The organism is Pseudomonas nitroreducens TX1, from assembly GCF_000313755.1.
GTDB classification, from domain to species: domain Bacteria; phylum Pseudomonadota; class Gammaproteobacteria; order Pseudomonadales; family Pseudomonadaceae; genus Pseudomonas; species Pseudomonas nitroreducens_A.
In genome coordinates this window covers 26,249-50,538 of sequence record NZ_AMZB01000107.1, presented here as the reverse complement: position 1 = coordinate 50,538, position 24,290 = coordinate 26,249, and the positions used below count along the sequence as shown (strand labels likewise).

The window sequence follows — 24,290 nt, the reverse complement described above, 5'->3', positions numbered from 1 at the left end:
GCGCCGCTCCCCGTGCCGGCCTCAACGCAGCCTGGCGGCCTTGAACTCGAGGTCCGGCCAGGCGGGCAGGCCGGCGAAATCCTCCCGCAGATAGCGTGCCAGCGCGATGAGCTGCTCGTTGTTCAGGCTGTTGCGGAACGCCGGCATGTACCCCAGCCCAGGGCGGGCGGGATCGCCAATGCCGTCCAGGATCACTTTCAGCAGGTTGTCCGGCGTGGCTGCGTACACCTTGCTGCTCACCGCCAGCGAGGGCCTGACGCCATTGAGCCGCGGGCTGTCGCCGTCGTGGTGGCAAGCCATGCAGGCACCGTTGAACAGACGTCCTCCGCTGCCACTGACGGGCTGCAGGGTGCCGTAGGTACGCTGCTCCAGTTCGATGGCCTGCTGCTCTGGCGAGAAGTTTCCCGCCTGCTCCGGCAGGAAGGTCGCCAGGTAGCGCGCCATTGCCTGCAGGTCGGCGTCCGGCTGCTGGGTGAGCCCGGCGGCCACCGGCGCCATGGGGCCGGCAGCGGCTCCGTGATAGCGCGAGAAGCCGTTGCGCAGGTAGTCGTACAGGGTGGCCTGGGTCCAGGCAATGGCAGGCTTGCTGGCGCCGTTCAGCGGCGGGGCCTGCCAGCCATCCACTGTCGCGCCGGCGAAGCGACTCTTGCCGGTGCGCTCGGCGCCCAGCGAGTTACGAGGCGAGTGGCAGGCGCTGCAATGGCCCATTCCTTCCACCAGGTAGGCGCCGCGATTCCAGGCTGCGTCGCGATGAGGTTGCGGCTGGAAGGGCCCCTTTTCGAAGAACAGGAGATTCCAGCCCGCCAGGATCCGACGCTGGCTGTAAGGGAAGGGCAGGCGATTATCCGGCGGTTCCGCTGACACCGCCGGGCGGCTCATCAGGTAGGCGTAGAGGTCGCGCAGGTCTTCGTCGCCGACGCGGGTGAAGGCGGTGTAGGGGAAGGCCGGGTAGAGGTAGTCTCCCTCGCGCGAGATGCCTTCGCGCATGGCCCGCTTGAAGGCGTCGAAGGACCAGACGCCGATGCCGGTGTTGCGATCCGGGGTGAGGTTGGAGGAATAGAGCGTGCCGAACGGCGTGGCCATGGCGCGGCCCCCCGCCAGCGGAGCGCCGCCGTCGCGGGTGTGACACACCGCGCAGTTGCCAAGCGCCGCCAGTTGCTGCCCTCGAGCGATGGCTTCAGCGCTGAAGCTGGCCGGCTCGGGTGGGGCGATGGGCGCGATGCTTGGCCGCCAACTGAGGAACAGGCCTGCCGCGACAAGGCCGACAAGCCCGCCGATGACGGCCAGTGTGGCGTTTTTCATGATGGTTGCTTCTCCTGCAGTGCGGCGCGAACCCGCTCAGGGGTGAACGGCGGGCGGGGGAAGCGCACGCCGGTGGCATCGTGCAGGGCATTGGCGATGGCGGCGGCGCTGGGCACGGAAGTGGATTCCCCGGCCCCCAGCGGCGGCGTGCCGGGGCGGTCGAGCAGCAGCGCGGTGATCCTCGGGACCTGGTGGAAGCCGAGGATCGGGTATCCACCCCATTCCAGGCTGGTGACACCGCGGCGGTCGAACGTGGCGTACTCCATCAACGCGCGGCTGGTGGCCTGGATCACGTTGCCATGGACCTGATGGCGCACTCCATCGGGATTGACCATCTGCCCGCAATCCTGGGCGACATGCACGTCCGTCACTCGGACGGCACCGGTGTGCGGCTCGACCTCGACGTCCACTATCCAGGCTGCCCAGGCCGAACCGACCCCCGGGAAGGCGCTGTGGAAGTAGCGTGCATAGGCGAAACCGCACCCGACCAGCAGGTTGCCCTGGCGCGCCTGCGGGTTGGGCGAAACACGCGGCTGCCAGTGGGCGGAGGTGGCCAGGGCGTTGATCAGCGCCACCGCGCGTTCGTCGTGCAGGTAGCGCAGGCGGAACTCGATGGGATCGGCGCCGGCCATCTGCGCCAGCTCGTCGATGTAGGATTCGTGGGCGAAAACGTTGGGTAGTGCGGAGACGCCGCGCATCCACGACGCGCGGACGATGGGCGCGGCGTCATTGCAGACCACCCGAAGGTGTGGGTAGGCGTATTGCGGGACGGCGGTGCGGTCGCCCATCTGCGTCACCTGGGGCTTCATGTCCACCCGCGAGGTGAGCAGCAGCGCCAGGTTGATGCCGTTGTTGGAGGGGTAGCAGGTGGCGAAGTCGTAGGCGGCCACGTTGCCATCCTTGTCCAGCCCCCCGCGTACTTCGATCAGTTGCGCCGACCCCTTGGGCTCCCAGCCATGTTCCTGTTCGCGCATCAGCTGCACGCGCACCGGCCGGCCTACCGCCATGGCGAGCAGGGCGGCGTCGGCGGCGACGTCATCGGCGCAGTTGCGCCCATAGCAGCCGGACGCCTCCATCCGTATGACTTCGACCTGCTCGGGCGGCATGCCCAACAGTGTCGCCAGGTCGGCTCGCAGGTCGTGGGGGTTCTGGCTGCCGGACCAGACCTTCATGACGCCGTCCTCGAAATTCGCCAGCGCACAGGACGGGCCGATGGAGGCGTGCTGGTGGTAGGGCCAGACGTAGGTGCGTTGCAGTGGGCGCTCGACCTGCCTGAGCACCGCTTCCATCTGCGCATCGTCCTGCAACAGGCGAGGCTGCCTGGGATGGGCGCGCAGGGTTGCTTCCAGGTCATCGAGGCCGAGCGGCGGCAGGTCGCTCCAGCTCTTCCAGCGCACCTTCAGCGCCCGCGCAATGCGGATCGCCTGTTCCTCGCGCTCGGCCACCACGCCGATGAAGTCGCCTACCACCACGAGGCGGACGAAACCCGGCAGGTGAGCCACGGATTGTTCGTCCACCTCCACCAGGCTCCTGCCCAGCGGTGCGTTGACGTCGGCGCCGGTATAGGGCGGGCGTACCACGCGGCCATGGAGCATCCCCGGCAGGCGCATGTCGTGCACGTAAGTCAGCTCGCCGGTGACCTTGGGCGGAATATCCAGGCGCGGCACCGAATGGCCGACCACCCGGTACTCGCTATAGGACTTGAGTGGCGCGCTGGCATCGATCTTCAGCTCGAATCGCTCGCCACGCAGCAGTTCGCCGTAACCGATACGCCGGGTCGGTTTGCGCTGGACGAAGATTTCCCCGTCCTCGCAGCCAAGCTGGCGGATGTCGGTCTTCAGGTACTGGGCCGCGCGTTGCATGAGGAATTCCCGCGCCTCGGCCGCCGCACGGCGCAGCGGAATGGCGCTGACCTGCAGGCTGGAACTGGCAATGGTCGGGCCCTGGTCGGGGGTATAGCGGGTGTCGCCCAGCAGCAGGCTCACCTGCCTGACGTCGACGTTCAGCTCTTCTGCAACTATCTGGCTCAATGCAGTGCGGATGCCGGTACCGAGGTCGACATGGCCGCAGGCGGCGGTAATGGTGCCGTTGCCGGCGATGGCGATGAAGCTGTCGACCTGGTCCAGCGGCAGGGAAAGTGCGCGGGTGGGCTGTGCCAGCAGCGGGCGCGGCAACTGCACGCTGACCAGCAACACGCCGCCCGCTTTGAGAAAACCGCGACGACTCAAGGGATTCATGCCGGATACTCCTGCCCGTCGTCGCCAGCGCGGCCGGCGGCACGCCGCACGGCGTTGAGGATTTCCACATGGGTACCGCAGCGGCACAGGTTGTAGGCCAGCTCCTGGCGAATCTGGTCGTCGCTCGGGTTGGGATTGCGGGCAAGCAGGGCGGCGCTGGTCATGATCATGCCGTTGGTGCAGTAGCCGCACTGCGCGGCCTGTTCGGCGATGAAGGCCTGCTGGACCCGGTGCGGGGCTTCGCGCGTGCCCAGGCCTTCCAGCGTGGTGACCTGCCGGCCCACGGCCGCACTGACCGGCGTGATGCAGGAGCGGGTGGCGACGCCGTCGAGGTGGACGGTGCAGGCGCCGCACTCGCCCAGGCCGCAGCCGAACTTGGGCCCGTTGAGCTGCAGGTCGTTGCGCAGCACGTACAGCAGGGGCGTGTCGGCCGCCACGGTAAGCTGCCGGGTCTGGCCGTTGACGACCAGCGAGAGGGGATCAGCCACGGGGTGGGTTCCTTCCTGAAAGAGTCTGACCGACACCGCGACCAAGGCCGATGGTGCAGGGAAAAGGAAGGAAGTCTTTGGGAGCGGCCTGACGTGAGCTAGGGCGTGCAGGCCGAAAGGACTGTAGGAATCAGGTGATAGGGGCGCAAGCGCTGCGCCCCGTCAAGCGTCTTCAGGCGTGGCCAGCGGGGGCCGCGGAAGGCAGGTCGGCGCGGTAACCGCGTGCTCCGAACCAGACGATGTACAGGTAGCAGACCAACGGGACGGCGAAGGAGGGCAACAGGCCGATACGGTCGGCGAAGAAGGCTTGCACCAGTGGCATCACGGCGCCGCCGACTATGGCCATGCAGAGCAGGCCCGAACCTTTGCTGGTGAGGTTGCCCAGGCCCTCCAGCGCCAGGGAGAAGATGGTCGGGAACATGATCGAGTTGAACAGGCCGATCAGGATCAGCGCCCACATCGCCAGATGCCCGCCCACGCTCAGCGCGATGCCGATCAGCACGGCGATGGCCACGGCATTGAATGCCAGCAGGCGGTTCGGCGCGATGCTGCGCATCAGCGCGCTGCCGATGAAGCGCCCGACCATGGCGCCGCCCCAGTAGAACGACAGGTATTTGCCGGCCTGCTCGGCGGGCAGCCCGGCGATGTCCGGCTGGCCCATCAGACTGACGAGGTAGCTGCCGATGGAAACCTCGGCGCCGACGTAGCAGAAGATCGCGATGACCCCGAACACCAGGTGCCGATGGGCGAAGATCGACTGGCGAGAGGCCACGCCGTCAGTGGGCTCGCCGTGATGGATCCGCGGCAGTCGGAACAGGGCGATCAGCACGGCAATGATAAACAGCAGGCCGGCCAGCACCAGGTAGGGCGTCTTCACCGAGTCCGCTTCGCTGGCGGCGGAGCTGCCGATCTGCGAGGCGGCTCCTGCACCGATGGCGAGGATGGTCAGCGAGCCGACCAGCGGGCCGACCGTGGTGCCCAGGGAGTTGAACGCCTGGGTGAGGTTCAGCCGGCTGGCTGCGGTGGATGCCGGGCCCAGCACGTTGACATAGGGGTTGGCGGCAACCTGCAGCAGGGTGATGCCCGAAGCGAGGATGAACAGCGCGGCGAGGAAGAATGGGTAGGACTGCGCGCTGGCCGCCGGGTAGAACAGCAGGCAGCCGACGCCAGCGGTGGCCAGGCCGACGATGATCCCGCGCTTGTAGCCGACCATTTCCACCAGCCGCCCGGAGGGGAAGGACATGACGAAATAGGCGCCGAAGAAGCAGAACTGGATCAGCGAAGCCTGAACATAGGACAGGGTAAAGACCGCCTTGAGGTGCGGCACGAGGATATCGTTCAGCGAAGTGATCAGGCCCCACATGAAGAACAGCAGGGTCAACACGGTGAGGGCGCTGGTGTGGCGGTTGGCGGTCGACTGGTCCATCACGGACTCCTTGGGCCAGATGTAGCGGGCTTGCCGTCGGCAAGGGTTCGGGGCGCGATGCTGCGGCAAGCCACTGCGCGAGTCCTCAAGCATTCGCCGCTTTCGATGGCAAGGCGGCGATTTCTGATCGATTTCTCTGTATGGCTAGCGCGGCAATTCGATGCGTTCCGACTCGCCCGGCACCCTCGGCCAGTCGTGGGCAGCCCAGCGGGCGCGGGCGCTGTCGATCCGCTCGGGATCGCTGGCGACGAAGTTCCAGTTCATCCGCCTCGGCCCGTCCAACGGGTCGCCGCCGATGATCACCGCGTGGCAGTCGCCACAGGCACAGAGGGTGAAGGTCTCGCCCTCGGGCAGCACCACCAGTTCGTGCAGCGGCAGCGGGTCATCGTCAAGCAGCGCTTCGCCTTCGATCAGGTATAGCGCGCGCTCGGGATGTTCGTCGGGGATCGCCAGGGTCGCCCCGGCGCTGAGCTGCAGCTCGGCATAGAGCGTCTTGGAGCGTACCGGCACCGGCGACTCCAGGCAGAAGCCTGTGCCTGCGATCATGCGGATGCGCACGCCCAGGCTGTCGCTCTCCGGCAGGCTGGCGCTGGCGTGGTGGCTGTAGCTGGGCTCACAGTCCTCCAGCTCGCGTGGCAGGGCCAGCCAGACCTGCAGGCCGTGCAGGCGCGAGCCACGGTGCAGCAGGTCGGCCGGGGTCCGCTCGATGTGGGCGACACCGCGCCCGGCGGTCATCCAGCTGACGTCGCCGGGCAGCACCAGCTGGTCCGAGCCGAGGCTGTCCTTGTGCTGCACCTGGCCCTCGAACAGGTAGGTGAGGGTGGACAGGCCGATATGCGGATGCTGGCGGATGTCCATGCCGTGTTCGGGCTCGAAGCGGCTCTCTAGCATATGGTCGAAGAACACGAAGGGGCCGACATTGCGGCGCTGGGCCGAGGGCAGGGGGCGCAGGATGGGCATGCCTTCGACGTCTTCGGCGCGGGGGCGGATGGTTAGCAGATTGTCGCTCATGATGCTGTCCAGTGGTCCGATTCACGCATGATAGCCGCTTGGCACGGCGCCGAGCGGCCTCGCTTCAAGCTGTCATCAACCTGTCACGCCCATGTCATAGCCTCGCGCGGACCCCAACAAGGAGCGCGACATGTCCATTTCCCGCCTGCCAGCAGTCCTGGCTCTCTCCCTGGCTTGTACCTTTGCCTCCTCGGCTTTCGCCGAAGTGCGCGTCAACGGCCCGGTGGAGTACGGCGTCTTCGTCAGCCAGTACAAGGATTACCAGCCGGGCGAGCGTGTGCTCAGCCGCAGCGAGCAGGAGATCGAAGCCACTACCCGCGTGCCCGCCAAGCTGGGCACCAAGTTCGGCATGCGCTACCAGCTCAGCGGCAAGCAGGAAGGCGATACCCCGCTCACCCTGCTGTACTTCACCCCCGGCGTGGTGACTCCGGACGGCCAGCGTCACGACAAGCTCGAAGTCGTACAGAAGCTGGTGGTGGGCGCGCCCACCGACGTGATGGCCTACCAGTTCACTGAGAATCATGAAGTCGTGCAGGGCCAGTGGCGCTTCATGGTCTTCCAGGGCGACCGGCTGCTGGCGGAAAAGACCTTCACCGTGGAGTAAGTCTCGAAGTACGGTCGCTCGGTCGTAACTTCTGTGTGAAAAAAGCCCGGCTATTTGCCGGGCTTTTCTTTGCTTACTGAATGACGCGGATGACATCTGCGGATTGGCAGCAGGGAAACAGTTTGTTACTTTGCCTGCACGATAGTCCCAAATCCCGCGTGCGAGTCAGAAGAGGAGAGGGGGCCAAAGCGTCCGCGAGCGCTCTGGCAGGAGTGTTACTGCACGATGGCCCGGCTTGTCCGGAGCCGTCGGCAGCCGAGAAACGAATAAGAACAGCGCCGGCCGCAATGACCGGGGCGATAAATCTTGGCCATGGAGGTAATGCTGTCTATGAACAGTCGATTGGGTGCGCGCTCGTCCATTTTCTGGGCGCCGCGCAAAGCGGGGGCGGTGATGGGACTCTTGCCGCTGCTGGTGGCGGGGTCGGCCCAGGCCCTGGAGTTCAAGCTGGCCGAGAACGAGATCACCGGCTCGCTGGACAGCACGCTGTCCTACGGCGCGATGTGGCGCGTGCAGGGCCGCGAGAAGAGCAACATCACCGATATCAATGCCGACGACGGCAACCGCAACTTCGATACCGGGCTGGTTTCCCAGGTCTTCAAGCTCACCTCCGACCTCTCGGCCAAGTACCAGAACTACGGCCTGTTCATGCGCGGCACTGCCTACTACGACACGCAGATCATGGACAAGCGCAACGACTACTACGACACCACCAATGGCGTGGAACGTCCCAGCCAGTCGTTCCCGCAGGACGATCACTTCACCGATGACACCCGCCACATCGCCGGGCGCAAGGCCGAGCTGCTGGATGCCTACCTGTCCGGCAGCTGGGACGTCGCCGAGCATCCGCTGACCGGCCGCGTCGGCCGCCAGGTGCTGAACTGGGGCGAGGGCGTGTTCTACCGGGGCGGCATCAACACCATCAACCCGGTGGACGCCGCGCGCTTCCACCTGCCGGGCTCCGAGCTCAAGGAAGTGCTGGTGCCGACCGAGGCGCTGAGCCTCAACTTCGGCCTGACCGACGACCTGTCCATGGAGACCTTCTACCAGTGGAAGTGGAAGGAAACCCGCCTGGACTCGGTGGGTACCTACTTCTCCGACACCGACCTGTTCAGCGACGGCGGCAACACCGCCTACACCACGGAAGACAACCCGCTGATCAAGGAACTGCTGGCCGGTTATCCCACGGTTGCCTCCCTCGGGCTGCTGGGCAACGGGCCGCACGGGCCGAACGCCTACCTGAACCCCAATACCGGGACCTTCAAGGTGGCCAATGTCGGCAAGGACATCGAGGCCCGTGACAACGGCCAGTTCGGCGTCGCCTTCCGCTACATCGCCGAGGAACTCAACTCCACCGAGTTCGGCTTCTACTTCGTCAATTACCACGCCAAGGAGCCGCAGATCGCGGTGGACCTGCGCGGCTACCAGGGCGTCGACGTCGACGCGCTGAACTCGCTGCTCGGCTCGCTCGGCCTCGGCGAGGCCGTGCCGGGCCTGGCGACGCTGGACATGGCGAGCAACGCCGAGGCCCGTCGCGACTACGTCGAAGACATCCGCATGTACGGCTTCAGCTTCAACACCACCCTGGGCGATGCCTCGGTGTCCGGCGAGATCGCCTACCGGCCGAACATGCCGATCAGCATCTCCGCCACCGACGACCTGCTGGGCGACCTGCTGACCCAGGGCGTACTCGGCCAGACCAACCTGTTCGATGCCAACACGCCGGCCGGCCAGGCCTGCGCACCGGTGGCCGGCAAGCAGCTGTGCCGTGGCGAGCTGTTCGAGAACTACGAGCGCGCCGAGACCTACAACATCTCGCTGTCGACCATCTACAACTTCGGCCCGCACCTGAGCTTCGATTCCATGACCGGCGTCGCCGAACTGGCCTCGGAACACATTCGAGGCAGCAGCCTGAAATACACCGCCTGGGATGGCAGCGAGCGCAAGTTCGTCGGCGCCCAGGACAAGGCCTACGTCGGTGGCAATGGCGACGACGTGCAGATCAGCCGCGACAGCTACGGCTACACCCTGTTGCTCACCGGCAGCTGGAACGACGTCTACGCTGGCGTGAAGCTGTCGCCCTACGCCGTCTACCAGGAGGACTTCAGCGGCAACTCCGACCGCACCGGCAACTTCATTGAGGGTCGCAAGGCCTACACCCTCGGTATCGACGCCAGCTACCTGAACACCTTCGAGGTCGGCACCCAGTACACCAACTACTACGGCGCCGGCTCCAGCAACTCCATGCGCGACCGCGACAACGTCTCGATCACCGCGAAATACTCGTTCTGATCCGGAGAGAACCATGTACAAGAAGAGTTCCCTGATCGTCCTTGCCGCGCTGACTGCCCTGGCCGTCACTGATGCGCGTGCCGCCGTCCCGGCCGACCAGGCCGCCCAGTTGAAAAGCAGCCTGACCCCCATGGGCGCGGAGAAGGCCGGCAACGCCGCCGGCAGCATTCCCGCCTGGAGCGGTGGCCTGACTTCGGCGCCCGCCGGCTACAAGGGACCCGGGGCGCACCATGTCGACCCGTTCGCTGGCGAGAAGCCCAAGTTCGTCATCACCAAGGCCAACCTCGACCAGTACAAGGCGAACCTGACGCCGGGTCAGATCGCGCTGTTCAACGCCTACCCGGACACCTACCAGATGCCGGTCTACCAGACCCACCGCACCGGCTCGGCGCCGCAGTGGATCTACGACAACATCTACAAGAACGCCACCAGCGCCAAGCTGGTCGAAGGCGGCAACGGCTTCTCCGATGCCTACGGTGGCGTGCCGTTCCCGATCCCGCAGAGCGGCGTGGAAGCGGTGTGGAACCACATTGCCCGCTATCGCGGCACCTACATCGTGCGCCGTTCCTCCCAGGCCGGCGTGCAGCGCAACGGCGCCTATGCGCTGGTGACCTCGCAGGACGAAGCACTGTTCCGCTTCTACGACCCCAAGGGCAGCTTCGAGAAGCTCGGCAACACCCTGTTCTACTACATGACCTTCACCACCGCCCCGGCCCGCCTGGCCGGTAATGGCGCGCTGGTGCAGGAGACCCTCGACCAGGTCAAGGAGCCGCGCCAGGCCTGGGGTTACAACCCTGGCCAGCGCCGCGTGCGCCGCGCCCCGACGCTGGCCTACGACACCCCCATCGAAGATTCCGATGGCCTGCGCACCGCCGACGACACCGACATGTACAACGGCGCGCCGGACCGCTACGACTGGACCCTGGTAGGCAAGAAGGAAATCTACATCCCCTACAACAACTACCAGATCACCAGCCCGGAGGTTAAGTACAAGGACCTGCTCACCCCCGGCCACGTCAATCCCAAGTACACCCGCTACGAGTTGCACCGCGTGTGGGTGGTGGACGGCAAGCTGAAGCCCGGTGCGCGGCACATCTACTCGCGCCGTACCCTGTACCTCGACGAGGACAGCTGGGGCGCCGCCGTGGTCGACCAGTATGACGGCCGCGGCGAGCTGTGGCGTGTGTCGCTGGCCTACCTGAAGAGTTTCTACGAGCAGCCGATGGTGTGGACCGCACTGGACACCTTCCATGACCTCCAGGCGCACCGCTACAGCATCCAGTGGCTGGACAACGAGGAGCCCGGCACCGCCGATTTCAGCCAGCCGGCGCCGGACGATTCGAACTTCAGTCCTTCGGCGCTGCGCCGCAAGGCATCGCGCTAAGCACCTGAACGACAAAGGCCCCGCAAGGGGCCTTTCTCTTCTGTCGTGGATTCGCTAGATCAAGAGCCCCTCTCTCTAACCCTCTCCCTTCAGGGAGAGGGCGGGAGGAGAGGGAAAAGGTGCCCGCACGGACTCTCAGGAAAAAGCCACTCCGAAGCCGCGCGAAAACACCTCGTCTAACAACGATGCTCACGCCATCGGCGGCAAGCGCCGCTTCACCGGGCTCTTCTTGACGATGGCCGTGTTGGTCTCGGCAAACCCGTTGAGGTGATCCAGGATCTCGTCCAGTTGCTCCATGGAGCGCACGCACATCCGCGCGTAGAAGCAATCCTCACCGGTGACCTTGTCGCACTCGGTGAACTCGGGAATCGCCAGGATCTGTTTCTCTACTTCCTGCAGTTTTCCCGGCAGCGGGCGCACCCGGACGATGGCTTGCAGGTGGTAGCCGAAGGCGCGTGGATCGACGTTCACCGTGTAGCCGGTGATCACCTGGCGCTCCTCCAGCTTGCGCAGGCGCTCGGCAACGCTGGGGGAACTCAGGCCACTGACCTGGGCCAGGGCCTTGAGGGATAGGCGCGAGTCTTCCATCAGCGCGGCGATCAACAACTGGTCGATGTCGTCGGTCATCTTGGTCTCGAAAGGTGAAGTTGGCTACTTGCCTTGATAGTAAAGGTAAACATCAGGATTTGCCTGCATCAGGCGATGGAGTGCACGAATCCACCCGTTCATACTGGTCACCAACAAGCGGAGGTGAACCATGAACGAAGGAATCAGGCGCGGCACCCTGGAAATGATCAGCGCCATGCTGATCTGCGGCACCATCGGCTGGCTGGTGGTGATTTCCGGCCAACCGGTGCTGGATGTGGTGTTCTGGCGCTGCGTGTTCGGCGCCGCGACGCTCCTGGTGATCTGTGCGGCCATGGGCTTCCTGCGGCCCGGCGTCCTCACCCGCGTCACTTTCGGCCTGGCGCTGCTCAGCGGCGCGGCGATCGTCGGCAACTGGGTGCTGCTGTTCGGCTCCTACTCGCGGGCATCGATCGCCATCGGCACGGCGGTCTATAACGTGCAGCCATTCCTGCTGGTGTTGCTCGGCGCGCTGTTCCTCGGCGAGAAGGTGACCGCGCAAAAGCTCGCCTGGCTTGGCCTTTCCTTCGTCGGCATGCTCGCCATCGTCAGCGCGCACGGCGAAGCGGGGCAGGTGGGTAGCGACTATCTGGGCGGCATCGCCCTGGCCCTCGGTGCGGCGGCCCTGTATGCAGTGGCGGCGTTGATCATCAAGCGCTTGACCGGCGTACCGCCGCACCTGATCGCGCTGATCCAGGCGGTGACCGGCGTCCTGCTGCTGGCGCCCTGGGCGAACCTCTCCCCACTGCCGCAGGCCACCACAGCCTGGGCCAGCCTGGCGACCCTGGGCATCGTGCACACCGGCATCATGTACGTGCTGCTCTATGGCGCGATCCAGAAACTGCCCACGGCGCTGACCGGCGCACTCTCGTTCATTTACCCGATCGCCGCGATCTTCGTCGACTGGTTCGCCTTCGGCCACCGCCTGACTCCGTTGCAATGGCTGGGCGTGGTCGCCATCCTGTTGGCTGCGGCCGGCATGCAACGCGGCTGGAGCCTGAACCTGCGACGCCTGGCCTGGCGCTGAAATCCATGCTTGCCTGACAATGCCGGGGAACCTGTGCCGACGGGCGCAGGTCCTGTAGGCGGCGGAAATCAAGCAAGGAACGGACTATGACTGCGGCTGCCCTGACGGCAGATTCATCCAGCCTGAAAAGGCCTTCACCACGATTCATGCACCTGTTGGGCCTGGCCGCGCTGCTGGCGCTGGCCGGCTGCGGCACTCGCGCACCCAGCGTGCCGGAGCCCACCCCGGAAGAGGTACGCGGCACATTGGCGAGGCTGATTCCGGCTGGCGCGTCCGACCGCCAGGGCTGGGCGAAGGACATCCAGGTCGCGTTCACCACCCAGCGCATTCCGGCAACCACCGAAAACCTTTGCTCGGTGGTCGCGATCACCGAGCAGGAGTCCAATTTCAAGGCCGACCCGCCGGTACCGGGCCTGGGCAAGATCGCCCGCGCCGAGATCGACCGGCGTGCGAGCAAGGTGCATGTGCCGGGTTTTCTCATCGATACCGCTCTGGCGCTGAAATCGCCGAATGGCCGCACCTACAGCCAGCGCCTGGCGAGCGCGAAAACCGAGCGGGAGCTGAGCGCGATCTTCGATGACTTCATCGGCGGCGTACCCCTGGGCCAGCAACTGTTCGGCCGCTTCAACCCGGTGCATACCGGCGGACCGATGCAGGTCAGCATCGAGTTCGCCCAGGCCCACGCCGACGGCTATCCGTACCCGGTGGACGGCAGTATCCGCCGCGAGGTGTTCACTCGTCGCGGCGGCATGTACTTCGGAGTCGCCCACCTGCTCGGTTACCCGGTGAACTACCCGCGCCAGCTGTACCGATTCGCCGACTTCAACGCCGGCTGGTACGCCAGCCGCAACGCCGCGTTCCAGCGTGTGGTGTCAGACCTGACCGGCATCAGCCTGGCACTGGATGGCGACCTGATCCTCTACGGCAGCTATGACGCCGGTAGCACCGAGAAGGCGGTGCGCACCCTGACGCCGAAACTGGGCATGAGCGAGCGGGAAATCCGCCGCGACCTGGAGCTGGGCGACAAGCCGGAGTTTACGAAATCGGAGCTCTACACCAAGGTCTTCGCGCTGGCCGAACGCTCCGCTGGCAAGCCGATGCCGCGGGCGATGCTGCCGGGCATCACGCTGCACAGCCCGAAGATCACCCGCCAGCTCACCACTGCCTGGTTCGCCCAGCGCGTGGACGAGCGCTACCAGCGTTGCCTGGGGCGCGCGCCGAAGAACTGAATCAGTCGCCCTCGGCAGGCTGACAGATACCGTTGGCGCCCTTCTTGCCGGTGTAGGAAACCGAGGCTGTGCCATCGGGGTTGATGCTGATGGATATCGTCACCCCCGAGCCCTTGGCTTCGTAGTAGTTGTCGTTGACCACCTTGAGCCTGGCTTCCTGGCCATTGATGTAGACCGGTCCTCCCTCGTCGGAGTGGACCTGGATGTTCATCGGGCAGTCGTAATTGAGCATGGGGATGGCGGCAAAGACGGGCTGCACGACGATCAGCGACAGCGTGGCGATCAGTAGCGATTTCATGGCGTCTCCCGGATGAATGCATGCATGGCGCGGGGCCCTGCGGACATTCTCAGCTTAGTGCAGGCGTCGCCCGGCGCTACAACGCCAGCCGGTCTCGCTGGCGCTTGGCCATTTATCTGCCATTGGATTGAACCTGCCCCAGGGTGGATATGTCAGAGCCAGTCTGAAACCTGGGAAGGGGCTGAAATGCTGTTCGTAGTCATGCTGGGGGGACGCCATCCGCGCGCGCGGATCGAAGTCCATGACGTGGCCTTCGTCATTGGCGACAACCTGAAATCCACCTATCCGCAATTGCGCGAGGCCTGGTTCGGCAGCCCGGATGGCCTGCATATCGACTCCTGGCTGGAGGTGGACGGCGTCGAGGCGTACCGCGTCGAGTTCAGCGCGGCGATGCCGGCGCCGGGCGAACTGCGATTGTTCTTCGTAAACCTGGGTGGCTACGAACTGGGGAGTTTCGGCGAGGCGCACCAGTACGTGCTGGTGGCTGCGCGCGACGCGGCTGACGCCAAGGTGCGCGCCAAGCGGCGCATGCCGCGCAGCTGGGACAAGGCGCATACCGACGCGGTGATCGACGTCGACGACTGCATCGCCATCGACCAGGTCGGCGGGCGCTACGTACACCTCGTGGAGGGCGAGAGCCGCGGCATCGTGCAGCGCAGCGACTACATCGTGTTGTGAGCCTTCATGGTGCTGACACGGCCCTGTCATAAAACCTGACGTATAAGGGGCGCATAGCCGACCCCGTGCCGAGGTAACAATGACCGAGAAACGCCGAGTCCTGTTCGTCTGCGTCGCCAACGATGCCCGCTCGCCGATGGCCGAGGCGCTGTTGCGGCATACCGATGGCGAGCACTTCGAAGCCTTCAGCGCGGGCATCCACCAGACCGCCATCGACCCGCGTGCGCGCAATGTGCTGGAGCACGCAGGTATCTCCGCCGAAGGCCTGCGCAGCAAGTCGATAGATGAATTCCGTGGCCAGCACTTCGATTACCTGATCGACTTGTGCGACAAGTCCACCGACGAGGGCGACGAGCTGCCAAGTTCCAGCAAGGTGATCGTGTGGAACTTCAGCGACCCGGCCCATAGCGAACAGCACGACCCGTTCCGCCACACCCTGCAGGAAATCAGTGATCGCCTGAAGCTCTTCGAAATGGTGAAGAACCGCGACTGAAGCCTCCGGCGATGACAAAGCAAAAAGCCCGGGCGGATGCGGGCTTTTTGCTTCGTAGGCCACAGGATCTCGCCGTTGCCCGGGGAGGATGATCGGCGGATTCCCGTAGAGATGGGGCGCTGGTCCTTCAGCGCAAGTGCATTCTGGCTGCCCGGCATGACAGGGTGGTGACCATCCCGTGAACGCTCCATGGCAATGCGCTGTCACTGCTGTATCACTCGCCGGCATGAGCACTATCAATCCCGACAAGTGGCCAGGCGCCGGGTGCGTCGATAGAGTCACGGTCAAAGTCATGTCCGCGGCGTTGCTCGCAGGCGTCCGCGTGACCCGAATCGGAGTGTTTATGAAGTCCCTGTCAGATATTGCCTTCTCCATGCTCGACCTGGTGCCCGTGCGTGACCAGGGCACCGCTGCCGAGGCGCTGCACAATGCCGTCGAGGTTGCCCGTCACGTCGAGCGCCTGGGCTTTACCCGCTACTGGCTGGCGGAGCACCACAACATGGACGGCATCGCCAGTTCGGCCACTGCGGTGCTGATTGGCCACATTGCCGGCAAGACCGAGCGCATCCGCGTCGGCTCAGGCGGGGTGATGCTGCCCAACCACCCGCCGCTGGTGGTGGCGGAGAATTTCGGCACCCTGGAGACCCTCTATCCCGGTCGTATCGACCTGGGGCTGGGCCGAGCGCCCGGTGCCGACCAGGCGACCATGCGCGCGCTGCGCCGCGATCGCCTGGGCGATGGCGCGGACTTCCCCGAGCAGGTTGCCGAACTGGAAATGCTCCTCGGCCCGCGCCGCTCCCAGCAGTCACTGCTGGCGATTCCGGGGGAGGGCACCCACGTGCCGATCTGGCTGCTGGGCTCCAGCCTGTTCAGCGCCCATCTGGCCGCGCAGAAAGGCCTGCCCTATGCCTTCGCTTCGCACTTCGCGCCGCGCTACCTGCATGACGCGCTGCGCATTTACCGCGAGAACTTCCAGCCCTCGGCGGTGCTCGACAAGCCCTATGCCATGATCGGCGTACCGCTGGTGGCCGCGCCGACCGACGAGGAAGCCGAATACCTGGCGACCACGGCCTTCCAGCGGGTACTGGCGCTGATCCGTGGCGACAGCCTGAAGCAGAAGCCGCCGGTGAAAAGCATGGCCGGCCTGTGGCTGCCCCACGAGCAGGACGCGGTGGGCAATTTCTTCGGCCTGGCGGTGATCGGCGGGCCGGAGAAGGTGCGTAGCCGCCTGGAGATTCTGCTGGAGCAGACCGGCGTGGACGAAATCATCTTCACCAGCGACATCTACGACCACGAACTGCGCCTGCGCTCGCTGGAGATCGTTGCCGGCCTCAAGTAGTGGAAGCTGTTGCGGGAGCGAGGGTGCTTGCGAATGGCCTCCCGACGGTGCTGGGTTCGCGAGCAAGTTCGCTCCTACAGGAGGGTGCCGAGCCTCGACTGTAGGAGCGGACCTTGTCCGCGAATCCTGACCTGGCACGCCGGATGTTCCGGCAGTAAGCGAAGCTCTTCGCGGATAAGATCCGCTCCTACGGGGCTGGGCGGTTTTCTCAGGACTCGCCGTCGTCCTTCTTCTTCAGCAGGTCCGCCAGCCCGGCCAGCCCCTTGTGGGTGACCTTCGGCCCCTTGGCGCCGGCGTCGTTGCTGTTCTGGTAGTGCAGGTCCACCTGCCGCTGGTGCTCGTTGTCGTGGCAATAGAGGCACAGCAGCTCCCAATTGGAGCCATCCTCGGGGTTGTTGTCGTGGTTGTGGTCGCGGTGATGCACGGTCAGTTCGCGCAGGCGCACGCCGCTGAATTCACGGCCGCAGCGACCGCAGATCCAGGGGTACATCTTCAGGGCTTTTTCGCGGTAGCTGCTTTCGCGGCGGCGCTGGGCTTCGGCGAGGACGGCGTCGACTTTGCTGGTGGGCTGGTTCATGGCTCGTGGCGGCTGTACGGATCGGACCTCCAGCATAAATCCGGCCTGGCGCCCTGACTACGCCCTGGGCGTGTCGGGGCGCGACCAGATCCACAGATTGCCAACCGCCATGCCGAGGATCACCGCGTACAGCCAGAGACCGTGGGGCAGGGTGATCAGCATGAGCGCAAGCGCCGCGAGCATCGCCAGGCTGGCGCTGATCTTGGCGCGGCGGGCGACGGCGCGGCCGTTGCGCCAGTTGTGCAGGATCGGGCCGAACAGCCGGTGGTTCTCCAGCCAGGCGGACAGCCGCGGCGAACTCTTCGACGCGGCCCAGGCGGCAAGCAGGACGAACTCGGTGGTCGGCAAGCCTGGCACCACCAATCCCAGCATGCCCACGCCGAGGCTGGTGTACGCCAGCAACGCAAATGCCAGTCGAGCCAGCCGTGAGCGGGCCGGACCGAAGGCATTGGCGCGCGCCGCATCAGCCGGCGCGCGCTCCAGGGCGTCAGACGGTGGCGGGAGCACTGTCGTAGCTGTGTTGCAGCAGTTGGGAGAAGCGCTCGAAGGCGGCCACGGCACCGGCTTCAGCTTCGCGCTCTTCGGCCTCGCTCAGCTCCAGGCCATCGAGGGTGCGGGTGAAGCGCTTCCAGCCTTCGGCACGGCCGCCTTCGGGCTCGCCCAGGTGGCGCGCGCCGGTGTTCTCGTCCAGGCCCAGCGCGGCGACGCGCTTGATCAGGAAGGCCGCGCCGAGCTTGGAGCCTTCGGAGACGAACAACCAGCCCAGGGCGTGGGCCCGGGTCGGGTTGCTGATGGCGCCGACGACCGGGCCGGGGACTTCGGTATCGAGGTCGGCCAGGTCCAGGCGGGCCTGTTCGGCGCGGCAGCGTTGTGGCAGGTCGGGGAAGACCTTGCCCAGCTCAGCATCCTGGTACAGGGCCTGCAGCTCGGACTGGAACAGGTACTGGGCGACCACGAAGCGGGCGAAACGCTCGCGGCTGGAGAAGGGCTCGCGGGCTTTGACGGCGCGGTCGAGCCGCTCGTGGGGAGCATGGGTCAGCGCGTTCAGGCGCTGCGAGCGCAGGGCGGGAAGTTCCACGGTGGTCATGTCCAATTCCTTGAAATTACACGGCTTTGTAGACGAGACGAATCAGCGTTGGGAAAGCGTAAAGATTGTCGGTTTGTTCACTGTGTGGGGCAGCTTTTGTAGGGCGCATAACGCGTCAGCGTTATCCGCCCCACGCTCAACCTGGGCGCTGGTGCATCAGATGTCCCACACCAGATTGATCGCGAAGTTGCGGCCCGGCTGGGTCAGGCGGTCGAGGTTGGCCGGGGCCAGTACCGAGGCTTCGCCGACGCCGTCGTAGCCGCGCACGTCATCCCACAGCCAGTACTTCTTGTCGGTGAGGTTGTACAGGCCGGCGTTGAGGGTCAGTTCGTCGGTCAGCTTGTAGTAGCCGGTCAGGTCGAGGATGCCGAAGCCCGGGGTCTTGAACTGGCTGCTGGTGCCGTCCGGGGCGTTGAACTGGCTGTCATCCACGCGATCCTTGCGCTTGACCAGGGTCCAGTCGAGCAGGGCGCCGTAGCGGCCAGCCTGTTCGTCGTAGCCCAGGCCGAACACCCCGGTGAGCGGGTTGACGCTGTTGATCGGCTCGCTGGTGTCCTTGTTGCGGCCGTAGGCGTAGGCCACCGATCCCTTGGTGTAGAGGCCCTGCGGTGCGCCGAACGCGCCCAGTTCCAGACGGCCCTTCATTTCCACGCCCTTGATGATCGCGTGCTTGATGTTGTTGCTGGTGAAGGTCGGTTCGTCGTAGCCGGGGGTAATGGCGTCTTCGTTGATGAAGTCGCGGTACTTGTTGTAGAAGACCGCCACGTCGAACGAGCCTTCCTCGAAGTTGCCGCGCAGGCCGGTCTCGTAGCTCTGGCTGCGTTCCGGGTCCAGGTCCGGGTTGGGCTCCACGCGGTAGCCGCTGGTGGGGTTGTCGAAGCGGCCGTACAGCGCCTTGGCGGTCGGGGTACGGAAGCCCTGGGCGTACTGGCCGTACCACAGGTAGTTGTCGTTGAACGCGTAGGTTACGCCTAGCTTGGGCGAGAGCTGGTGCCAGCTCTTGCTCTCGCTGCTGACGTCGCCTTCGCCGCTCTGGTCGACCGTGCGCAGGAACTCCTCGGTGATGTGCGGTTTCAGGCGGGTGTGGTCGTAACGCAGGCCGGGCAGGAAGGTCCAGTCGTTCCAGCGGATTTCGTCCTGGGCGAAGAGGGCATAGGTGTCGATGGTCGGATCGGGGAAATCGCTGCTGCGGGCCAGTCGGTCGGAAGCGACCGAACTCGGGCCGCCGATGGTGGTGCAGGTACGGCTGACAGCCAGGCAGGTGGCATCGCCTTCGCGGTAGCCGGTGACCTTCTGGCGCTTGAGGGTGGTGCCGTAGGTCAACAGGTGGTCGGTGTCGCCCAGGGCGAAGGCCTTGTCCATCTGCAGGTCCAGCACCCACTGGCGCTCCTTGTACTGGGTCTCGCGGGTACGCAGCACCTGGCGGGTGATGGGGTAGTAGAACTCGTCGGTGCTCTGGTCGGTCTTGGCGATCTGGTAGTTGAAGGTCCACTTCAGGTGATCGGCCACCGCGCTGTCCAGCAGCATCTGGTGTTCCAGGCCGTAGCGCTCGCGGGTGATGGTGTCGTTGCCGGTGCGCCACTGGTACATACCGCCGGGCAGAACGGAGTGCGGGATGGTCGGCGCACCGTTGAAGTACGGGCCGCCGTAGGCGCTCTTCTGGTCGGTGTCGACGTCGTCCTTGTACTTCTCGTAGACCAGGCCGAAGCGGCTGCCTTCGGCGTAGTTCCAGCCGAGCTTCGCCAGCACGTTGGTGGTGCGCACGTCTTCCGGGTTGGCTTCGGTGCGCGACAGGCCGGTGCCGCCGGTGCTGCCGTAGGACTCGGTCTCGTGGCCGTTGCGTTGGCTCAGGTGCAGCAGGCCGTCGAAGGTGTCGAGGCGGCCGGCGACGGTGGCGGAGGTCAGCCAGCTGTCATCGGCGGAGCTGTAGCCGGTCTTCAGGCGCGCGCCGATGTCCTTGCCTTCCTTGATGATGTCGTCCGGGTCGAGGGTGAAGTAGCTCACCGCGCCACCGATGGCGTTGCTGCCGTACAGGGCCGAGGCCGGGCCACGGAGGATTTCCACACGCTTGACGATCTCCGGGTCGACGTAGTTGCGCTCGGTCTGCGCATAGGGGCCGTTGAAGAAGCTGTTGGGGATTTCGACGCCATCGACCTGCGTCAGCACGCGGTCGCCGTCGATGCCACGGATGTTGTAGCCGGTGATGCCGGCGCGGTTGCCGGTGCCGCCGACGGAGACGCCGGGCATGTCGCGCACCAGCTCCTTGATGCTGTTGACGTTCTTGCGGTCCAGCTCCTCACGGCCGACGACATTCACCGTGGAGGGCACCGAGGTGACGCTCTGCGCCTGGCGGGTGGCGGTGACGGTGAGCGGCTGCATCTCGGCGATGGAGGACAGGTTTCGCTCCAGCACCACGTTGCGCGGGCCGAGCTGGCGTACGGTGAGGCCGGTGCCGCCGAGCAGAGACTTCAGCGCGCGCTCCGCCGGCAGGCGGCCGCTGACGCCCGGGGATACCACGCCATCGGCCAGGTCGCCGGCAACGCCCACCTGCCAGCCGGTCACCGCGCTGAACTGGTTCAGTGCCTGGGGCAGCGGCTGACGGGCGATGTCGAAGCTGTAGCCGGCCTGCGTCTGGCTGGCTTCGGCTGCCAGGGCGGAAGTGGCCGGCAGGCTGGCGAGTCCGATGGACAGGGCGAGCAGCGAGATGCTGGCCGGGGCGGAAAGCCGGCGCAGAGGGGCACGCGAAGAAGCAATGGTCATCGAAGGGCTCTCTTAGTCAGTCTTTGTTCGCATTCGTAAATGCGAATCTATTGCATTGGCTTCTGACTAAACGAACGAGCCTTTCGGATCGCGTAAAAATACTTTTATCGGGTGCGGGCTATCAGTTGAGGATCAGCAGTTTCGGGTATTCGTGCAGCTCGGCGGAGGTGATCTGCGCCAGCGAGCGGGCCACGCCCAGCGGGTCGTCCAGGCGCCAGTTGCCAGTGACGCTGAGGTTCTCCAGGCGCTCGTTGGTAGTGACGATCCAGCCGGGGTAATAACGGCGCAGCTCGGCCAGCACCTGGCTGAGCGGGCAGTTCTCGAACACCATGCGGCCCTTCACCCAGGCCAGCTGGGATTGGGCCTCGGTGCCGTGCTGGCGTTCGCCGAAGCCCTGCGGGCCGACGCGGATACTGTCGCCAGCGCCGAGGCTGACGCGGGCGTCGTCCTGGCGTGTGCGCAGGTCCACTTCGCCGCGCTGCACGCTGACTTCCGCCTCGTTGCCCAGGTAGCGCACGGCGAATGCGGTGCCACGCACGGTGACCTGCACCGGCCCGGCTTCCACCTCGAAGGGGCGACTGCGGTCATGGGCGATGTCGAAGAAGGCTTCGCCGCGGTAAAGGCGGGCGATGCGCTGCTGGTCATCGACCTTGCTGGAGAGCGCGGTATCGGTGTTGAGCAGCACATTGGAGCCGTCGGCCAGCTGGACTTTCTGGCGTTCGCCGACCGCGGTGAGGTGGTCCGCGCGCAGGCGTGTCAGCAGATCGCCCTGGACCACGACGCCGATGGCGAGCATCACTGCGGCTGCCGTGACGAGGGGTTTCCAGAAACGGCGCGGGCGATGGACCGGTCGCGACTTTTCCTGCACCAGCCTGCGCTCCAGGCGCGCGGCGACGACCGGCAGCAACGGCGACTGCCACGCATCGCGCACGCGCTGGTATGCGCGCGCGTTGTCTTCGCTGGCGGCGAGCCAGGCATCGAAGCGCGCGCGGCTGGCGGTGTCCATGTCGTCCTGGAGGACAAGCCAGTCGAGGGCTTCGGCCACCGCCTGCTCGTCTGGCTGTGGGAAGTCGGGCAAGGAGCGATCCTCGGGGCAGTGCCGGGGTGGTGAGCCGCGCATTGTTGTCGAATCGAGCGGCGAACGGTAGTCCGTCATACCGTTTCCTCGAGGCGGCTGACCAGTCCGACGCAGATCGCCATGATCAGTTTGAGCTCCTTCTGCACCGTGCTGGGCGAGATGTCGAGCTGCTCGGCGATCTCCGCGTAGCCGCAGCCGTGCAGGCGGCTGAGGATGAAGATGCGCTGCTGGCGCCCGCTGAGTTGCTCGAGTGTGGCGCCCAGTCGTTCCAGCAGCTTCTGCGCGTGCAATTGATCCTCGGCGCTGGAACCGGGCGCTGGCACGGCCTGCAACACGTCGAAAGGCACGTCCTCGAGCAGGGTCCGCGACTGCATGCGCCGGTGGCGCAGGTGGTCCAGGGCAAGGTTACGGCCAGTCTGGAAAAGGAAGGGTTCCAGGTGATCGATGCGGCGTTCGAGCAGGGTGCGGGCGACGCGCAGGTAGGTTTCCTGCACCAGGTCTTCGGCGATGCTCGGGTTCTTCACCATCCGTACGAGCGTGCGCAGCAAGGGCAGGCGCTGGGCCAGGAAGACCGCGTCGAGGTTGGAAGTGCTCACAAGGGCGTCCAGCAGGAATAATTATCAAATGATAATTAATACTATTGAGCTGTGGCGGATGGCACAAGCCCGCGCCCGGTTCCGGAGGTGTGCGGCCCAACGAAAAAAGGGCGAGGCGCGCGGGGCGCCTCGCCCATCCCTCAGCCGGCCGGTGAGGGGGAAGCGGGACTCAGGAACGCACCGGGCGTGCGTTCAGACGGGAGTTGTCGCTGGCGGGCCGCACCGGGACGGCCGCTTCCGGACGGCTGTTCCAGTGCGGGATCAGGATGCCGGCGGCGATCAGCGCGGTGACGGTGAAGCCGATAAACACGGTGTAGGTGTCGAAGTAGCCGGGCAGCAGGCCGCCGAGAATCGCGCCGATGGAGCCGCAGCCGTTGACGAAGCCCGCCGCAGTGCCGGCCGCTTCGCCGGTGCCGAAGTCCACCGCGGCTGCGCCGCTGATCATCGAGTCCGGCCCGTACAGGGTCAGGCCCATCATGAACAGCAGGGCCAGCACGACCAGACTGCTGCCGGTCTGCATGGCGGGGACGAACAGGGCGAGGCAAGCGGTGAGGGCGAGCAGGCTTATCACGCAGGCTGGCATGCGCCGTGCGCCGAATATGCGGTCGGAGGCGTAGCCGATCAGGATCGGTCCGAGCAGCCCGGCGACCTCGAAGGCCGACGGCAGGATCGCCGCGCCCACCTTGCCCAGCCCCGGCATGCGCTCGTAGACGATCACCGGGCCCCACAGCAGGATTGCGTAGCGCGCCGGCTTGAGCAGGAAATAGGCCAGGCCCAGGGTCAGCACGGTGCGATTGCGCAGCACCTTGCCAAGGATGCGCAGGGATTTGCCGTTCTCGCCCTCGTGCTTGAAGCCGGCGTAGTTCACCGCCTCGGGCTGCTGCACGTCGGCTTCCACCGGCGGCAGGCCGACATCCTGCGGGCGATTGCGTTGCAGCAGGAGGAACAGGATGGCCACTGCTCCGACCACGGCGGCGGTGGAGTAGAAGGCCGCGTGCCAGGTGCCGAATACTTCATAGGCCCACCAGCCTGCGAAAGGCGAGGCGACCAGCCCGCCGAAGGCATAGCAGGTGCTCCACAGCCCGAGCACGCGCCCGCGCTCATGGGTGGCGAAGAAACTGCCGATGTTCTTGCAAAGTCCTGACCAGCCGGTGGATTGCGCCAGCCCTTGCACCACCATGCAGGTGGCGAAGACCGGCAGCGTGGCGAAGCTGCCCATCACCAGCGCGGCGGAGGCGGAGATCAGCAGGCCGCCGAACACCACGACGCGCGGGCCATAGCGGTCGGCGAAAACGCCCCAGGTGAACTGGCCCACCGCGTAGGCGGTGAGGTAGATGGCGTCGAGGTTGGCCATCGCGATCTTGTCGAGATGGAAGCTGGGGTCTTCGGCGATGCCGAGCTTGGCCACCGAGAAGGCTTTACGGGTGAAATAGAAGGCTGCATAGGCCAGCCAGGTGATGGCGAAGATCTGCCATTTCCAGCGCGCCAGGGAAGCGCGCGGCGAAGCGGTGCCGTGAGGGTTGAGCATGATCTGACCTCTTTGTTGTTGTGCTGTGCCGGCAGTCAGTGGGTAACGCCTTTTTTATTTTTGTTTTCGAAGCACGTCGCACCGTCTTCGCGGTGCGGGTCAGAAGCGCTGCAGCTGTTCTGTACCGCTTGCTGAACCCATCAGGTTCGGCGGCGGTGGAGGGATGGAAACAATTTCGAATAAATAACTGAAATCGATTTATCAGATTTCAAAAATAAGCCGAGCTTGTATG

Annotated in this window: 22 protein-coding genes; 8 read left to right on the top strand and 14 right to left on the bottom strand. The window is 65.6% G+C overall.

Going from position 1 to position 24,290, the window contains the following annotated elements:
* Positions 1–21: 21 nt before the first annotated feature.
* The 5 genes from C167_RS0112755 to C167_RS0112735 form a co-directional block, all read right to left on the bottom strand.
* Positions 22–1,302: a cytochrome c gene (locus C167_RS0112755; protein ID WP_017518671.1), complete on the bottom strand. Its 1,281-nt coding sequence runs from the start codon at positions 1,300–1,302 to the stop codon at positions 22–24.
* Positions 1,299–3,539: a xanthine dehydrogenase family protein molybdopterin-binding subunit gene (locus C167_RS0112750; protein WP_017518670.1), complete on the bottom strand. Its 2,241-nt coding sequence runs from the start codon at positions 3,537–3,539 to the stop codon at positions 1,299–1,301. Before C167_RS0112750 ends, C167_RS0112755 begins: the two co-directional genes overlap by 4 nt.
* Entirely contained in the window at positions 3,536–4,027 is a 492-nt protein-coding gene (locus tag C167_RS0112745; protein WP_017518669.1) for a (2Fe-2S)-binding protein, read from the bottom strand. The genes C167_RS0112750 and C167_RS0112745 overlap by 4 nt, the downstream gene beginning before the upstream one ends.
* Positions 4,028–4,199: 172 nt before the next feature.
* A complete protein-coding gene (locus C167_RS0112740; protein ID WP_017518668.1) occupies positions 4,200–5,453 on the bottom strand; it encodes a sugar MFS transporter in 1,254 nt (417 codons plus the stop codon).
* Between the two features lie 144 nt (positions 5,454–5,597).
* Entirely contained in the window at positions 5,598–6,464 is an 867-nt protein-coding gene (locus C167_RS0112735) for a pirin family protein (RefSeq protein ID WP_017518667.1), read from the bottom strand.
* Between the two features lie 130 nt (positions 6,465–6,594).
* Between C167_RS0112735 and C167_RS0112730 the strand changes: the two genes are divergently transcribed.
* From C167_RS0112730 to C167_RS0112720, 3 genes are all read left to right on the top strand, one after another.
* Positions 6,595–7,068, top strand: coding sequence for a DUF3859 domain-containing protein (locus tag C167_RS0112730; RefSeq protein ID WP_017518666.1), 474 nt, complete (start codon positions 6,595–6,597; stop codon positions 7,066–7,068).
* 330 nt (positions 7,069–7,398) lie between these two features.
* Positions 7,399–9,360, top strand: coding sequence for a DUF1302 domain-containing protein (locus C167_RS0112725; protein WP_017518665.1), 1,962 nt, complete (start codon positions 7,399–7,401; stop codon positions 9,358–9,360).
* Positions 9,361–9,373: 13 nt separating this feature from the next.
* The gene (locus C167_RS0112720; protein ID WP_017518664.1) at positions 9,374–10,744 is read left to right on the top strand and encodes a DUF1329 domain-containing protein; all 1,371 of its coding nucleotides are present in this window, start codon (positions 9,374–9,376) and stop codon (positions 10,742–10,744) included.
* Positions 10,745–10,933: 189 nt separating this feature from the next.
* On the opposite strand, the gene C167_RS0112715 is transcribed toward C167_RS0112720, so the two are convergent.
* Positions 10,934–11,371 carry an Lrp/AsnC family transcriptional regulator gene (locus C167_RS0112715; RefSeq protein ID WP_017518663.1) on the bottom strand — a complete coding sequence of 146 codons (438 nt, stop codon included), beginning with the start codon at positions 11,369–11,371 and terminating at the stop codon, positions 10,934–10,936.
* A 130-nt stretch (positions 11,372–11,501) separates the two neighbouring features.
* Between C167_RS0112715 and C167_RS0112710 the strand changes: the two genes are divergently transcribed.
* Together C167_RS0112710 and C167_RS0112705 are read left to right on the top strand one after the other, a co-directional pair.
* The gene (locus tag C167_RS0112710) at positions 11,502–12,395 is read left to right on the top strand and encodes a DMT family transporter (RefSeq protein ID WP_017518662.1); all 894 of its coding nucleotides are present in this window, start codon (positions 11,502–11,504) and stop codon (positions 12,393–12,395) included.
* Between the two features lie 146 nt (positions 12,396–12,541).
* Complete coding sequence (locus tag C167_RS0112705) at positions 12,542–13,624, top strand: DUF1615 domain-containing protein (protein WP_017518661.1); 1,083 nt, start codon at positions 12,542–12,544, stop codon at positions 13,622–13,624.
* 1 nt (position 13,625) lies between these two features.
* On the opposite strand, the gene C167_RS0112700 is transcribed toward C167_RS0112705, so the two are convergent.
* Complete coding sequence (locus tag C167_RS0112700; RefSeq protein ID WP_017518660.1) at positions 13,626–13,922, bottom strand: hypothetical protein; 297 nt, start codon at positions 13,920–13,922, stop codon at positions 13,626–13,628.
* A 186-nt stretch (positions 13,923–14,108) separates the two neighbouring features.
* Between C167_RS0112700 and C167_RS0112695 the strand changes: the two genes are divergently transcribed.
* The 3 genes from C167_RS0112695 (at position 14,109) to C167_RS0112685 (ending at position 16,432) form a co-directional block, all read left to right on the top strand.
* Complete coding sequence (locus tag C167_RS0112695; RefSeq protein WP_017518659.1) at positions 14,109–14,600, top strand: DUF1543 domain-containing protein; 492 nt, start codon at positions 14,109–14,111, stop codon at positions 14,598–14,600.
* Between the two features lie 79 nt (positions 14,601–14,679).
* Positions 14,680–15,093 (top strand): arsenate reductase ArsC, encoded by a 414-nt coding sequence (locus tag C167_RS0112690; RefSeq protein WP_017518658.1) that lies wholly within the window; start codon positions 14,680–14,682, stop codon positions 15,091–15,093.
* Between the two features lie 343 nt (positions 15,094–15,436).
* On the top strand, positions 15,437–16,432 hold the full coding sequence (locus tag C167_RS0112685) for an LLM class flavin-dependent oxidoreductase (RefSeq protein WP_017518657.1): 996 nt from the start codon (positions 15,437–15,439) through the stop codon (positions 16,430–16,432).
* 208 nt (positions 16,433–16,640) lie between these two features.
* Here C167_RS0112685 and C167_RS0112680 read toward each other — a convergent pair whose 3' ends face one another.
* The 7 genes from C167_RS0112680 to C167_RS0112650 all read right to left on the bottom strand — a co-directional run bounded on the left by C167_RS0112680 (position 16,641) and on the right by C167_RS0112650 (position 24,058).
* On the bottom strand, positions 16,641–17,009 hold the full coding sequence (locus tag C167_RS0112680; protein WP_017518656.1) for a YajD family HNH nuclease: 369 nt from the start codon (positions 17,007–17,009) through the stop codon (positions 16,641–16,643).
* Positions 17,010–17,066: 57 nt separating this feature from the next.
* The gene (locus C167_RS0112675; protein WP_051167966.1) at positions 17,067–17,492 is read right to left on the bottom strand and encodes a YbaN family protein; all 426 of its coding nucleotides are present in this window, start codon (positions 17,490–17,492) and stop codon (positions 17,067–17,069) included.
* 4 nt (positions 17,493–17,496) lie between these two features.
* Positions 17,497–18,096, bottom strand: coding sequence for a biliverdin-producing heme oxygenase (locus tag C167_RS0112670; protein WP_017518654.1), 600 nt, complete (start codon positions 18,094–18,096; stop codon positions 17,497–17,499).
* A gap of 156 nt (positions 18,097–18,252) precedes the next feature.
* On the bottom strand, positions 18,253–20,856 hold the full coding sequence (locus C167_RS0112665) for a TonB-dependent receptor (protein WP_017518653.1): 2,604 nt from the start codon (positions 20,854–20,856) through the stop codon (positions 18,253–18,255).
* 121 nt (positions 20,857–20,977) lie between these two features.
* Positions 20,978–21,934, bottom strand: a complete 957-nt coding sequence (locus C167_RS0112660; RefSeq protein ID WP_017518652.1) for a FecR family protein — start codon at positions 21,932–21,934, stop codon at positions 20,978–20,980.
* A gap of 74 nt (positions 21,935–22,008) precedes the next feature.
* Complete coding sequence (locus tag C167_RS0112655) at positions 22,009–22,530, bottom strand: RNA polymerase sigma factor (protein WP_017518651.1); 522 nt, start codon at positions 22,528–22,530, stop codon at positions 22,009–22,011.
* Between the two features lie 169 nt (positions 22,531–22,699).
* The gene (locus C167_RS0112650; RefSeq protein WP_017518650.1) at positions 22,700–24,058 is read right to left on the bottom strand and encodes an MFS transporter; all 1,359 of its coding nucleotides are present in this window, start codon (positions 24,056–24,058) and stop codon (positions 22,700–22,702) included.
* Positions 24,059–24,290 lie beyond the last annotated feature (232 nt).

Excerpts from the sequence above, each read along its gene's own strand:
- C167_RS0112755 (WP_017518671.1), bottom strand. The coding sequence starts at position 1,302 with ATGAAAAACGCCACACTGGCCGTCATCGGCGGGCTTGTCGGCCTTGTC.
- C167_RS0112750 (WP_017518670.1), bottom strand. The coding sequence starts at position 3,539 with ATGAATCCCTTGAGTCGTCGCGGTTTTCTCAAAGCGGGCGGCGTGTTG.
- C167_RS0112740 (WP_017518668.1), bottom strand. The coding sequence starts at position 5,453 with ATGGACCAGTCGACCGCCAACCGCCACACCAGCGCCCTCACCGTGTTG.
- C167_RS0112735 (WP_017518667.1), bottom strand. The coding sequence starts at position 6,464 with ATGAGCGACAATCTGCTAACCATCCGCCCCCGCGCCGAAGACGTCGAA.
- C167_RS0112730 (WP_017518666.1), top strand. The coding sequence starts at position 6,595 with ATGTCCATTTCCCGCCTGCCAGCAGTCCTGGCTCTCTCCCTGGCTTGT.
- C167_RS0112725 (WP_017518665.1), top strand. The coding sequence starts at position 7,399 with ATGAACAGTCGATTGGGTGCGCGCTCGTCCATTTTCTGGGCGCCGCGC.
- C167_RS0112720 (WP_017518664.1), top strand. The coding sequence starts at position 9,374 with ATGTACAAGAAGAGTTCCCTGATCGTCCTTGCCGCGCTGACTGCCCTG.
- C167_RS0112715 (WP_017518663.1), bottom strand. The coding sequence starts at position 11,371 with ATGACCGACGACATCGACCAGTTGTTGATCGCCGCGCTGATGGAAGAC.
- C167_RS0112710 (WP_017518662.1), top strand. The coding sequence starts at position 11,502 with ATGAACGAAGGAATCAGGCGCGGCACCCTGGAAATGATCAGCGCCATG.
- C167_RS0112705 (WP_017518661.1), top strand. The coding sequence starts at position 12,542 with ATGCACCTGTTGGGCCTGGCCGCGCTGCTGGCGCTGGCCGGCTGCGGC.
- C167_RS0112700 (WP_017518660.1), bottom strand. The coding sequence starts at position 13,922 with ATGAAATCGCTACTGATCGCCACGCTGTCGCTGATCGTCGTGCAGCCC.
- C167_RS0112695 (WP_017518659.1), top strand. The coding sequence starts at position 14,109 with ATGCTGTTCGTAGTCATGCTGGGGGGACGCCATCCGCGCGCGCGGATC.
- C167_RS0112690 (WP_017518658.1), top strand. The coding sequence starts at position 14,680 with ATGACCGAGAAACGCCGAGTCCTGTTCGTCTGCGTCGCCAACGATGCC.
- C167_RS0112685 (WP_017518657.1), top strand. The coding sequence starts at position 15,437 with ATGAAGTCCCTGTCAGATATTGCCTTCTCCATGCTCGACCTGGTGCCC.
- C167_RS0112680 (WP_017518656.1), bottom strand. The coding sequence starts at position 17,009 with ATGAACCAGCCCACCAGCAAAGTCGACGCCGTCCTCGCCGAAGCCCAG.
- C167_RS0112670 (WP_017518654.1), bottom strand. The coding sequence starts at position 18,096 with ATGACCACCGTGGAACTTCCCGCCCTGCGCTCGCAGCGCCTGAACGCG.
- C167_RS0112665 (WP_017518653.1), bottom strand. The coding sequence starts at position 20,856 with ATGACCATTGCTTCTTCGCGTGCCCCTCTGCGCCGGCTTTCCGCCCCG.
- C167_RS0112650 (WP_017518650.1), bottom strand. The coding sequence starts at position 24,058 with ATGCTCAACCCTCACGGCACCGCTTCGCCGCGCGCTTCCCTGGCGCGC.